The following is an 11,499-nucleotide window of genomic DNA, read 5'->3' as shown; positions in this document are numbered from 1 at the left end:
CTCAAATCCTCAAATACCCGCCATCGACAACCAAAGACGTCCCCATGACGTATGTCGCAAGGTCCGAGGCCAGATAGATGCAGGCATCTGCCACTTCCTCCGGCGTGCCCCAGCGACGCGCGGGGATCATATCAAGGTAGCCTTCGCCGGTTTCCGTGCCGATCACCGGGTCATCCTCGATGTTCATCTGGGTGCGCATGATCCCCGGATTAACGTTGTTCACCCGAATGCCCATCGGCCCCAGTTCATCGGCAAGCGCGTAGGTCAGCAGCCGGACCGCGCCTTTGGTCATGTTGTAGTGGGTGAAGCCGCCCGTGCCGCGCATTCCTGCGATGGAGCACATGTTGATGATTACGCCACTTTTGCGCTTGGCCATGGCCCGCGCCGCCATCTGCGCTCCGAAAAAGACGCTTTTGACGTTTACATCGGTCATCCGGTGGAAGGTTGTTTCGGTGGCCTCGAGGAAGGGTTCCTTTTGCAGGATGCCCGCGTTGTTGACCATGATGTCCAACCCGCCCCAATCCTCGGCCACTTTCACCAGTGCCTCCAGCTCCCCAATTTGGCTGACGTCGCAGGCCACGAATTTGGCCCTGCCGGGATGATCGACGTTGATCGCCTCCACCGTCGGTGTGCCGCCTTCACGCCCCTGGGGCGACAGGTCCGCAATGATCACTTTTGCTCCCTGCGCGGCGAAGCCTTTCGCGATGGCACGGCCATTGCCGCTGGAGCCTCCGGTGACGATTGCGATCTTGTTTTCCAGCAGCATCACGGCACCCTATTTCAGCGTCTTGATCAGACGGGCCAGTCGGGCGCGGCCTGTCTCGGCCAACCAATCGCGCAGCGCGGCCTCGCTCTTTTCGCCGAACACGCCCACAGCGTCAGACCAGATCGCGCGCCCGCACATAAAGCCCCGGAACGCGACGCCCGCCTCTTTCGCCATGGCCAAAGACGCGTCGAACCGGTCAAACGTGACGCCTGCGCTGAGGTAGACGAGATCGATGCCGGCAGCGGGGGCGGCAGCGTCGCGGAACGCTTGCAGCGCCGCTGAGCGGGACATCATCGGCTCGCCAAACCCTTCCACGAAGTCGAGGTCCACGGGGATCTCGACCTTCAGGACATCGGCCTGAAACCGAGGGGCGGCGAAGACTTCCGTAGCCCGCCGCACAAGATCGGGTTTTATCCGCGCATAATCCGCGGACCCGGGCGCGACGGTGGGGTGATACACCAACGGCTCCATCAAATACCGCACGCCTGCATCCTTGCAGCGCTGGCCGATATCCGCGACGAGGTCCTGTTTGCGGGCGTTCAGCGCCGGGTCATCGTCCGGGGCGTAGTAGATGAAGAATTTCAACAGGCCCACGTCCATGGCGGGATAGTCGGAGACTTCTAATCCCTCGGGCAGAACGGTGATCCGATCTTCGTCTGAGATGCGGTAAACGTCGGCCTCAAACGCGACCATCCGCGCGCAGGTCGGCGGGTAGGATCCGATAAGCTGAGGACCGCAGGAGGCATCCACCAGAACGGTCGTGGCGTCAGGACCCAGCACTTCCAGAACCGCGCGTTTGAAACTCAGCAGATCATCCTCGCGCGCGTGCGGGCCCCGCGCGGCGCGAATGCTGGTTTCCAGCCCGCTTCCGGCGTCGACGGCTACCCCATGGAAATCGCGCTTCATTGCTACGCCCCCTGTCCGTGGATCCTGGGGAAATACGGCGCGCCGTGGGGCGCGCGCCAAAGCTCCAACATTTGGGGTGTCGGCGTCAGGAGGGAGATTGAAAATCCCCCCATCTCCTGCGTGGTCGAATAGGATCCGATCATCGGCGACACCGCCAGAATGCCCTTGGACGACAGCTGAGCCGCCACCTCGCCATAGATCGTCAGAAGCTCCATCATCGTGGTGCCACCGCTGCCGTTGACCAACACGACGGTTGGCGTGCCCACCGCAATCGGGCGGTCTTCCAACAGCTCGCTCAACATGAAGGCGACAAGGTCAGTGATCGGCTCCATTTTTCGGCGTCCGACGCCGGGTTCGCCATGGACGCCCATACCGATAAAAACCTCATCATCGGGCAGGGTGAACATCAACTCTCCGGTCAGCGGCGAGACGCCGGGCGTAACCGCCGCGCCAAGCGTGCGGGTTGCGGCGCGCACGTCGGCCCCCAAGGCGTAGAGGTCATCAATCGTCTTCCCGGCCTCTGCCGCCGCGCCCAAGATCTTATAGATGAACATCGTTCCAGCGGCCCCGCGCCGCTCGTCTTCCTGGCCCTTGGGGGCCGAGGATATGTCGTCATACATCAGCAGGGGCCTGACGTTCAGGCCCTCGTCCTCTGCCAGGAGTGCCGCTGCGTTCCCATTGATCACATCCCCCTCATGGCGAGAAATCAACAGGATCGCGCCTGCATCACCGGTGACTTCCTCAATGCCTTCAAGGATCATATCGGGCGAGGGGGCGGCAAAGACGTCCCCCACGACATTGGCATCCAACAGTCCTTCGCCGACAAAGCCCATGGCGATGGGCTCATGCCCACTACCGTTTCCGATCAGCAGCGCGACCTTGCCGTCTTTGGTCCGCAGGTCCCTACGCCGCACCACCCGAGGGTCCGCGCCGCGTGCCACAATGGCGGGGAAGGCGGCAACAAAACCGTCAATCATGTCGTCGACCATTTTGTCCTTAGAATTGAACAGCTTTTTCATCGCGCGCCCTCGGCAAACTTGGCGTATTCGTCCAGGATTTCCGCGACCGTTGTGGCACCCGCATCCAGATGCCCAACGCCCGCGCCCTCAACGTATTTCGCGCGCCCCCGTTTGGCCGCCATGTCACGGGTGGTATCGCGTCCTGCAGCGGCGGCCTGAGCGGCCTCGCCAGCCGTGGCCTTGGAAGCCGCTGGGATCAACGCGTCCAACATCGTCTTGTCGCCCACCTTCGCCTGGCCCAATTGCGCAATCCTTTCGGCGGCTTTGCCCAAAGCTTCGCTCAACGGCGCGCCGTCGTCAGCGGCCTCCAAGGCCGCCAGGATTGTCGCAAACAACGATCCCGACGCGCCCCCGGCGGCACGGCGAAATGCTTTGACGGATGTGTCGGGCGCGTCCATCGCGGCGCGCAGACCTTTGAGGATGGTTGTGCCGTGATCGCCGTCGCCCGTCGCCGCGTCGAGCGTGTTCAACTGATCCTCCAGCCCCTCGAACCGGGCCACGAGCGCGGAGAGAAATTCGGCCCTCATCCGAACGTCTTTCGCATAAAGGCCAGCGCACGGGCGGCAGCATCGGTGGCATCCGGTTCAATATCGCGCCAGATGTTGAGGTCCGCGCTCGCCGGGTTGCCTGCAATGACGAACATCTCGGCGACGATCCAGCCGTCATACCCGGCCCGGTCCAGCCCCGCCTTGACCGTATCCCACGGAATGTGGCCCGAGCCCGGGACGCCGCGATCGTTGTCGGAGACGTGGAAATGCACCAACTTGTCGGCGGAGGCGGAAATCGCGGCGGTGATGTCCTTCTCCTCCATATTCAGATGGAAGGTATCCAGAAGGGCCCCGACCCGAGATGAGCCGCTGGCGCGCGCGATCTCACATGCCTCTTGCGCCGTGTTCACGAGATCGGTCTCGAACCGGTTCAGCGCTTCGATCCCCAGCGTCACGTCATTGGCCGCCAGAACGCCGTCCAACTGCCCCAGACACGCGGCAGACCGCGCGGCGCGGGCGGGTTTGTTAAGCGGGTCGAACACGCCCCAGGGCGCGAAGACGACACCGGCCAACCCGCGCGACCCGATCCGGGCGGTCGTCTCGATGGCCCATGTGAGGTAATCCACCCCTGCGGCGCGGGCTTGTTCGTTGTCGGACGTGATGTCCTTGTCGGGCGCAAGACCGTCGGAGCAGGTGACCTCCAACCCATGGTCCCTTACCGCTTGACCCAAGACCGCTGCCTTCTCATCGGTCATGCCAAGCAGCGAGACTTCGACACCGTCGAAGCCCAGGTCGGCCACGGTCTTCAGGATCGGCGTGATCTCATCGGTCCATCTGGCCTGCCACAGTCCTGCGTGAATACCGTACTTCATAAGCTCCTCCGCCTCATGCGATCACCCATAGCGTGCCCGCCGGAAGGTGGATCGGCACCTCGGCGCCGGGGGCGTAGCCTTCCACATCGTTGGGGTTCACCACGGCTTCGACGGCCGTGCCGCTGACCGACAGGCGCAAACGGGTTTGCGTGCCCAGATAGATGATCTCGTTCAGTGTGGCGGTCAGGTTGTTCTGATCCCCCGGTCCATGACCAATGCGCACGTTCTCTGGCCGGAAGGTCAGCTTGCCCGCGCCACTTTGTGCCCCATCGGGCAGGGCCAGTCGCCCGAGCGCGCAGTCAAACAACGTCCCGTCAGATGCGCCCGGAATGAAGTTGTGCCCGCCAAAGAAACGCGCGACGGATTCGTCGACGGGGCGTTTGTAGAAGACATCTGCGGCATCATATTGCTTCATCTGCCCATCAAGGATCAGCGCCACACGGTCGGCCAGCACGACGGCCTCTTCCTGGTCGTGGGTCACGAAGATCGTGGTGATGCCCATGTCTTGCTGAAGCGACCGGATTAAATCCCGCATCTCAAATCGCAGATGCGCGTCGAGGTTCGACAAAGGCTCATCCAGCAACAAAACGTCGGGTTGAACGATCAATGCGCGGGCCAAGGCGATCCGTTGTTGTTGCCCGCCAGACAGGGCCGAAGGCCGCCTGTCGCCGACGTCTGGCAGCTTCACCAGATCCAGCATCTTGCCCACGCGGCGCTTGATCTCGGCGGGGTCGGTCTTGCGCATTTTCAGGCCAAAACCAACGTTATCTGCCACGCTCATGTAGGGGAACAGAAGGTAGTTCTGGAACACCATGACAACTCCGCGATGCTCGGGCTTGTCCTTGAGGATAGAGCGGTCGTCGAACCGCACATCGCCGGAGGTCGGCTCCAGAAGCCCCGCGATCATCTTCATCGTCGTGGTCTTGCCGCAGCCCGATGGGCCGAGCAGCGCGGTCAGCTCTCCACTGGCGATTTCTAGGTTCAACCGGTCGAGCGCCGGGGCATCGGCGCCGGGGTAGATTTTGGTCAGGTCCTGGATGGAGACATGGGTCATATGCGGCCAAAGCCTCCGACAGCGCCGGAACGGCCTGATAGCTGCTTGGCGGTGAGCAATAGGATGATGATGCCCGGCAGGATGTAGATCATGCCGATGGCCCCGGTGATGTCGTTGCGCCCCGATGTGGCGAAGTTGAACAGCAAAAGCGGCAATGTTACGACGCGTCCGCCGCCGATCATCAGGGTCAGGATATATTGGCTCCACGAGACGAGGAACGCGAAAAGCCCGCCGACGATGATCCCCGGCATGATCGCGGGCAGCGTGACGTACCAGAATGTCTTGAGCGGCGAAGCCCCGAGAGAACGCGCCTGCGCCTCGAACGCCGGATCGTAGTTGGAGAAAATCCCCGCCATTACGAGGGTCATGTAGGGCAGTGTCGGGATCAGGTGGACAAGGATCACGCCTTGGACCGTGTTGGTGAGGCCGAGGAAGATGAAGACCGAATGCACGCCCAATACCACGGCGATGCCGGGCACGATGGTGGGGGCGAGGATCATCAGCTCCACCACTTCTTTGCCCTTGAACTTGTACATGCCCAACGCCCGGCCCGCAGGCACGCCGACCAGGATCGATAGGGCGGTCGCTGTCAGCGAAATGCCGATGGTCAGCCAAAGGCTGTCCAGCACGCCCGAGGTGTCGGACATCGCGTATTCCCAGGCCTGCATCGTCCATTGGTTGGGCAGGATCTGTGGAAAGAACCAGCCGCGCGCGAACGACCAGATCGCCAGCGGGATCAGGGGCATGACCAGCCAGACCACCAGGATCAGGCAGGTGAGATAGCGGAACCACTTGGCCCAGATGCCGTCTTCGCCAATCATCTCAGCCCCTTATTTTCTTGCGGGAGTAGCGGATGTAGAAATAGAGCATCACGGCGCTCAAAAGCGCGATAATGATGGCCAGGGCCATCGCCTCGGGTCGGGCGGCCAGGTCCACGTCCGTGTATTTGCGGTAGGCCAGAACGGGCAGGGCAGCGGGATAATTCGCGCCCAGAAGCGCCGGGATCTCGTAGGCGCCAAAGGTGAAAGCGAAAACGATCACGCTGGCCGAGAGAAGGCCCGGAAAGATCAGGGGCAACAGCACATGGCGGAAGCTTTGCCACTTTGATGCACCGAGCGAGCGCGCGACACTTTCATAGTTCTCGCCCAGGGCCTGCATATTGGCCAGCACGATGACGCCGATAAACGGCACCTCTTTCCAGACATACTGCAGGATGATGCCGATGGCGAAGGGGTCAAACACCATCGCCGGGAAGTCGGCAGGGCGTTGGATCAGGTCCACCTCTGCCGCGAGCCGCGCGAAGACGCCGGATTGTGAGAAGAGGTAGAGGATGCCGATGGCGCCGACCAAATGCGGCACCGTCAGGTTTAGCTGAAACAGGAAGTTGATGATTGCCCGCCCGATGAAGGCGCGACGCAGCAGCAGCGCGGCGCCTACCGCCAGGACACAGGAAATCAGCGTTGATGTAATGCTGATATAGAAGCTCAGCATGAACGAGAGGTAGAACTCCCGGTCCGAGAAGATCGCGATGTAGGCGTCGAAGTTGGGCTCCGTCAGGCCAATCACCGGCATGTAGTTGAACGACCGCATCAACCCGATGGCGAGGCCGCCGAAGAACAGCAGCACGATCACCGACATCGCAGGCAGCAACAGCAGGAATATTTTGAGCCGGTCAGACACGCGGAGGCTGTCCTTTACGCGGTGGGAAAGGGTTCACGCGCGCCGCCGGACTTGGGCCGTGGGCGCGCGTGGGGAGGTGTTGGCTCAGTTGGAGCCGACGTTTTCCAGCCAGCCCTGCTCGATCGCGGAAATCCACGAGGCTTGCAGTTCCGGCAGGGCCGAGGCCGCGAGGTCTTCGGCGGGCACCACGTTGGGGTGACGCTCGACCGCGGCGAAGGCGGCGGCCATTTCACCATCCAGGCGGCTGATGTCGATGCCGGGCTGAGTGCCCCAGACGTCGGGTTGCAGCTTCTCCAATTGCGCCTCGGGCGACAGCAGGACGTTCTGCAGCACCAGCGCCGCAGCCATGTTGGGCGAGTTGAACGGGATCAGCGTGTAGTTGGTGTTGCCGATTGTCCCGTCTTCCATGGCATAGCCCTGGGTTGTCGGCGGGAACGTTCCGTTCAGGATGTTCACCCCCACATTGGCGGGCTCATAGTTGAAGATGATGCCGACCTCCTGGTTGGCATAAAGCTGCTCCAGCGCCGACATGGAGGCCGGATAGGTCGCGCCTTCGCGCCACAGATAGGGCTCGATCCCGTTCAGGATCTCCCAGGTTGCGGCGGCGACTTCGTCATAGGTCTCTTGGTTGAACTCTCCCAACAGGTTCTCGACGCCACCGGCGGCGTGATAGAACACGTGCCGCACGAAGACCGAGCCGTTGAAATCAGGTGGGGCGGGGTAAGTGAACTGCCCGGGGTTCGCCTCGATCCACTCAAGCAGCGCGGGGATGGACGTTGGCGGGTCTTCATAAAGCGCGGTGTTGTAGGCGAAGGCAAACTGCGCCGTGTTCCACGGGATCTCGCAGCCATTGACGGGCACGCCAAAGTCATTGGCAATCGCGGGGTTGTCCCAGTTGATCAGCGCATTGTTGGGCAGCACATCTGGATATCCGCAGAACGCCAGATCACCCTGCTGCATGGTGCGGAAGTTTTCGCCGTTGATCCAGATCATGTCGACAGAGCCGTCATCCAGATTACCGGCCTCCCGCTCACCGAGCACGATGTTGACGACTTCAACCGTATCGCTGATGCCCACCCGGTTCAGGGTGATATCGTATTCCTCTTCCAGAATGCCGCCGATGTATTCCGAGACATATTGGTTGATGGTGTCCGATCCGCCCCACATGAACCAATTGACCTCGCCGCCGCGGGCTTGCTCCACAATTCCGTCCCATCCCATGGCGATCAACGCTTCGCCATTTGCGGATTGGGCGATTGCTCCCATCGGCAGCAGGGCTACGGCAGCGACCGTGGTGGCCAGTTTAGATAAGTGTTTCATTTGTCCTCCCAGATTTACTTGATTTCACGCGTCGTCGGATGTCATGCGGCCCGCCGTTCCAGGGCTTGTTTCGCCACCTCCAGCGCCACTTCAAACACGATCTCATTGGATCGTTTCAGCCGCGCTGCGTCTTCGGGTGCCAGGGGGTCCATAAAGGTTCGGCCGTGGGGCAAAGCATCCCAGACCGACAACAAGGACACCGTCTTGGCCCCGTATTTGTCTGCCGCGGCAATCACGGCGGAGGTCTCCATATCGATGGAGACAAGTCCCTCTGCCGTCCATTCTGCACACATTTCATCGGATTGCGCAAAAAGACTTGGCCAGGTCAGGTGATTGGTGCGTGCGGTGGTGACATCGCGGGCTTTCAGCCCTGCCTCTGCCAGGCCAACAAGGGCGGGGTCGGTCCAGACCTCCGCGCCTGCGCCGTAGTATTGCGATACACCATCGCGCGCCGCCACGGTTTCAGGCAGGGCGACCATCCCGGTGCCGACGTCCATGTCCAGCGTCCCGCAGGTGCCGATCTGGATCAGCGTCGGCGTGCCGATTTGGGCGAAGATATGCGCCGGTTCGACCGCGCGCGCGGCGCCGTAGGCACAGCAATAGACGATCTTGAGGTCCTGCCATGTGCCCAGGAACATGTCTGGAAAGGGCAGTTCAACCACGTCGTGGAGCAACCCGAGGCGGGATTCTGTCGCCGTCTCTCGCCACCACGTCCCTTCCAGGATCAGCGCATCAGGCTCCCGTCCCGGCGGCATATTCAGGGCCTCGCGCCAGATCTTGTCCGAATAGTCGAGGATCGCCATGCAAGGGTATCCTTGGGTGCGGGGGGTGCGGTGTGTCAAAAATTTGTAAATACAATTTGATAGGAACAACTCAAAACCGTCAAGCAATTCCTTGGGACGTCGCAGCTTGTCGCGGTGTCAGGCGTTAGGCTGACCCAGGAATTCTGACAGATCCTCAGCCGCTTCTGCTGCGGCAAGCGCCAGCAGATCCGCCCCGTGCTCGGGGCGTGCCAGTTCGGACCATGACCCAACCCTGCCGCAGGGAAACCGAGCGCGGTGTTCGTCGGGCGGCCCGTGGCGATCCCCCGCGTGCGCGGCGCGAAAAGCCGTGTCCAGCGCTTCGGGGGCAGGCAGGGGCGCGCGGTCAATGCGGCGGTGCAGGGCCTGGGTGATGGCAATCTCGGACGGGGTCGCGTGCATCCCCTCCCATCCGCCATAAAGCGATGTGCGCAAGGCGCTGGTCTGTGGGTAGTCCCACCATGACCGGATGCGGACCTGCAAAGGGGCATCCGTCGCGAGGGCCTTCAAGGGCGCAAGGTTGGCCCCGTGACCATTGAGCACATAGAGCCGCCGGAACCCATGGACGGCCAGCGCTTGGACAATTTCGGAGACGAGGGCCGTGAACGTCGCCTCCGTGACCGATATGGTGCCGGGAAAACCCATGTTGAAAGGCGCTGGCGTGTATCCGACCGGCGGTAGGACAACTGAGCCGCTATGCGCGGCGGCGGCCTCGGCCACGGCCTTGGCACAGAGCGTATCAGTGCCAATCAGGCCGATGGGGCCGTGTTGTTCAGTCGAGCCCACGGGCAGGATCGCGTCGTCGCGCTGGGCGAGGTAGACCTCGACCTCTTCCCAAGACATCTGATCCAACCTCATCGGACGCCCCTTTGCGCGCGCCTAGTTGCGGCCATGAACGCCAGTGCCCATCCGCCGTTCCATCACCCGTACGCCCCAAGAGACCAGAAGGATCAGGACGAGGTATTCCAGCACCAGGAAGCTGTAGATTTCCAGCGGTCGGAACTCGGTCAGGGTCAGCTCATTGGCGCGCCGCGTTAGGTCCTGGAACCCGATGATCGATACGAGCGAGGACATCTTGAGGATGTAGACATATTGGTTGCCCAGGGCGGGCAGCACAGCGCGGATTACTTGCGGCAGGATGACAAGCCGCATCGTCTGCCACCCGGACAGACCCAGGCTGCGCGCGGCCTCGCCCTGTCCCTTCTTGATCGACTGAAGCCCGGCGCGGAAAATCTCGGATGTGAAGGCGCTGTCGGAGACCGCGAGGCAGATCAGGCCGGTCAGGAATACGCCGAACTGCACGCCCGTCAGGGCAGGCAGGCCGTAGTAGACCCAAAGGATCATCACCAGAAGCGGGATGGAGCGGAAGAATTCGATGTAGACGCGGCTGAGCACAAATAGCCAACGACGTGTCGAGATGCCCATCAGCGCCACCATCAATCCGATGGCCAGCGAGATCAGCATCGCCAGGGTCGATATGATGATCGTGGCCCAGAACCCTGCCAGCAGGAACGAGAGGTTCGCCTGCCCGCGCGCATCATTGGGCGACAGGATATACCAGGCAAAGTTGTAGCCGCTGCCGGATCCGCCGCCGCACCCCGAAAGCGCCAGGACCGCAACGAGCAGGAGCGCTGGCACAAGCCAGCGCCCCCGGATTTTAGGGAATGTAAGGGTCATCCAGAGATCAGCTCTGGCCAAGCCAGGTGCGGTTGAGGCCGTCAAAGAAACCCTCGGTCCGCTTAAGCGTGACCCAGGTGTTCACGAAGTTGATCCAGACCTGATCGTTTGCGTCCATCACATAGGCGAAGGGACGGCGGTTGCGCATTTCAGAGCCCGGCACGAGGATGCGCAGCTCTTCAAAGCGCGACACCAGCGTGCCGCCTTCCACGTTGGACGTGATGGTGACATCGGCACGACCCGACAGGACCTCCTGAAAACCGGTCGCGGGCGATTGCACGCCCCGGATCTCGGCGTCCGGGAAGTGAGCGCGCGCCTGTTCTTCGAACACGGTGCCCTGGGACACGGCGACGGTGACGCCTGCCTGGTTGATCGACTCCCAGGTGGGGAACCGCTCGGCATTGGCGGCCATCGAAAGCGGCACGGTGCCGGCCTCGGTGTAGGGCACAGAGAACGCCGCTACGCGCGCCCGCGAGGTGTTGACCGACGCGCCCGAGAAGATGTCATAGCGATCCGCCGCGATACCGGCGGTGATCGTGGCCCATTCGGCGACCACCCACTCGATCTCAACGCCCAGATCGGCGGCCAGCTGCGTCATCGCCTCGATGTCGTAGCCCGCGCGGCTGTTGGTGGCCGTGTCGCGGAACGACATCGGGTTGAAATCGCCGGTGGTGCCGACCCGCAAGGTGCCACTGCTCAGAATACGCTCTAGCCGCGACTCATCGGGGTGTGCTTGGGCGGCCTTCGGGCCTGTCAGCATTGCAACCCCGGTGCCGAGCGCACCTGCAACGAAAATGTCTCTTCTATTCATGGAATTCGTCCCCTGTCTTCAAGTTTGGTTCGTGTTGTTATTACGTGCCTATGGCTCTGTTTAGATCCTGAGCACGGTTCGGATGCGTGAAGCCACGCAGATGACG

13 protein-coding genes are annotated in these 11,499 nt (G+C 62.1%); all 13 read right to left on the bottom strand.

Annotated elements, in window-relative coordinates; all coding sequences use genetic code 11:
- Position 1: 1 nt before the first annotated feature.
- A complete protein-coding gene (locus tag AC6I9R_RS16635; protein WP_461427361.1) occupies positions 2–766 on the bottom strand; it encodes an SDR family oxidoreductase in 765 nt (254 codons plus the stop codon).
- Positions 767–775: 9 nt separating this feature from the next.
- Positions 776–1,672: a tagatose 1,6-diphosphate aldolase gene (locus AC6I9R_RS16630; RefSeq protein ID WP_461427362.1), complete on the bottom strand. Its 897-nt coding sequence runs from the start codon at positions 1,670–1,672 to the stop codon at positions 776–778.
- A gap of 2 nt (positions 1,673–1,674) precedes the next feature.
- Positions 1,675–2,691: a dihydroxyacetone kinase subunit DhaK gene (locus tag AC6I9R_RS16625; protein WP_461427363.1), complete on the bottom strand. Its 1,017-nt coding sequence runs from the start codon at positions 2,689–2,691 to the stop codon at positions 1,675–1,677.
- Positions 2,688–3,218 carry a DAK2 domain-containing protein gene (locus AC6I9R_RS16620; protein WP_461427364.1) on the bottom strand — a complete coding sequence of 177 codons (531 nt, stop codon included), beginning with the start codon at positions 3,216–3,218 and terminating at the stop codon, positions 2,688–2,690. Before AC6I9R_RS16620 ends, AC6I9R_RS16625 begins: the two co-directional genes overlap by 4 nt.
- Positions 3,215–4,051: a sugar phosphate isomerase/epimerase family protein gene (locus AC6I9R_RS16615; protein WP_461427365.1), complete on the bottom strand. Its 837-nt coding sequence runs from the start codon at positions 4,049–4,051 to the stop codon at positions 3,215–3,217. Before AC6I9R_RS16615 ends, AC6I9R_RS16620 begins: the two co-directional genes overlap by 4 nt.
- Positions 4,052–4,064: 13 nt before the next feature.
- On the bottom strand, positions 4,065–5,105 hold the full coding sequence (locus AC6I9R_RS16610) for an ABC transporter ATP-binding protein (protein ID WP_461427366.1): 1,041 nt from the start codon (positions 5,103–5,105) through the stop codon (positions 4,065–4,067).
- Complete coding sequence (locus AC6I9R_RS16605) at positions 5,102–5,926, bottom strand: ABC transporter permease (RefSeq protein ID WP_461427367.1); 825 nt, start codon at positions 5,924–5,926, stop codon at positions 5,102–5,104. Before AC6I9R_RS16605 ends, AC6I9R_RS16610 begins: the two co-directional genes overlap by 4 nt.
- 1 nt (position 5,927) lies before the next feature.
- Positions 5,928–6,785 carry an ABC transporter permease gene (locus tag AC6I9R_RS16600; protein WP_461427368.1) on the bottom strand — a complete coding sequence of 286 codons (858 nt, stop codon included), beginning with the start codon at positions 6,783–6,785 and terminating at the stop codon, positions 5,928–5,930.
- 84 nt (positions 6,786–6,869) lie between these two features.
- Positions 6,870–8,105, bottom strand: coding sequence for an ABC transporter substrate-binding protein (locus AC6I9R_RS16595; RefSeq protein ID WP_461427369.1), 1,236 nt, complete (start codon positions 8,103–8,105; stop codon positions 6,870–6,872).
- 41 nt (positions 8,106–8,146) lie between these two features.
- Entirely contained in the window at positions 8,147–8,908 is a 762-nt protein-coding gene (locus AC6I9R_RS16590) for a phosphorylase family protein (RefSeq protein ID WP_461427370.1), read from the bottom strand.
- A gap of 117 nt (positions 8,909–9,025) precedes the next feature.
- Entirely contained in the window at positions 9,026–9,763 is a 738-nt protein-coding gene (locus AC6I9R_RS16585; RefSeq protein WP_461427371.1) for a creatininase family protein, read from the bottom strand.
- A gap of 21 nt (positions 9,764–9,784) precedes the next feature.
- Entirely contained in the window at positions 9,785–10,582 is a 798-nt protein-coding gene (locus AC6I9R_RS16580) for an amino acid ABC transporter permease (protein ID WP_461427372.1), read from the bottom strand.
- 7 nt (positions 10,583–10,589) lie between these two features.
- Positions 10,590–11,393, bottom strand: a complete 804-nt coding sequence (locus tag AC6I9R_RS16575) for a transporter substrate-binding domain-containing protein (protein ID WP_461427373.1) — start codon at positions 11,391–11,393, stop codon at positions 10,590–10,592.
- Positions 11,394–11,499 lie beyond the last annotated feature (106 nt).

The sequence above is a fragment of the Gymnodinialimonas sp. genome, from assembly GCF_059726805.1.
This window is presented reverse-complemented; position numbering and strand designations above follow the sequence as displayed.

Excerpts from the sequence above, each read along its gene's own strand:
- AC6I9R_RS16575 (WP_461427373.1), bottom strand. The coding sequence starts at position 11,393 with ATGAATAGAAGAGACATTTTCGTTGCAGGTGCGCTCGGCACCGGGGTT.
- AC6I9R_RS16635 (WP_461427361.1), bottom strand. The coding sequence starts at position 766 with ATGCTGCTGGAAAACAAGATCGCAATCGTCACCGGAGGCTCCAGCGGC.
- AC6I9R_RS16615 (WP_461427365.1), bottom strand. The coding sequence starts at position 4,051 with ATGAAGTACGGTATTCACGCAGGACTGTGGCAGGCCAGATGGACCGAT.
- AC6I9R_RS16585 (WP_461427371.1), bottom strand. The coding sequence starts at position 9,763 with ATGAGGTTGGATCAGATGTCTTGGGAAGAGGTCGAGGTCTACCTCGCC.
- AC6I9R_RS16630 (WP_461427362.1), bottom strand. The coding sequence starts at position 1,672 with ATGAAGCGCGATTTCCATGGGGTAGCCGTCGACGCCGGAAGCGGGCTG.
- AC6I9R_RS16610 (WP_461427366.1), bottom strand. The coding sequence starts at position 5,105 with ATGACCCATGTCTCCATCCAGGACCTGACCAAAATCTACCCCGGCGCC.
- AC6I9R_RS16625 (WP_461427363.1), bottom strand. The coding sequence starts at position 2,691 with ATGAAAAAGCTGTTCAATTCTAAGGACAAAATGGTCGACGACATGATT.
- AC6I9R_RS16580 (WP_461427372.1), bottom strand. The coding sequence starts at position 10,582 with ATGACCCTTACATTCCCTAAAATCCGGGGGCGCTGGCTTGTGCCAGCG.
- AC6I9R_RS16620 (WP_461427364.1), bottom strand. The coding sequence starts at position 3,218 with ATGAGGGCCGAATTTCTCTCCGCGCTCGTGGCCCGGTTCGAGGGGCTG.
- AC6I9R_RS16605 (WP_461427367.1), bottom strand. The coding sequence starts at position 5,926 with ATGATTGGCGAAGACGGCATCTGGGCCAAGTGGTTCCGCTATCTCACC.
- AC6I9R_RS16590 (WP_461427370.1), bottom strand. The coding sequence starts at position 8,908 with ATGGCGATCCTCGACTATTCGGACAAGATCTGGCGCGAGGCCCTGAAT.
- AC6I9R_RS16595 (WP_461427369.1), bottom strand. The coding sequence starts at position 8,105 with ATGAAACACTTATCTAAACTGGCCACCACGGTCGCTGCCGTAGCCCTG.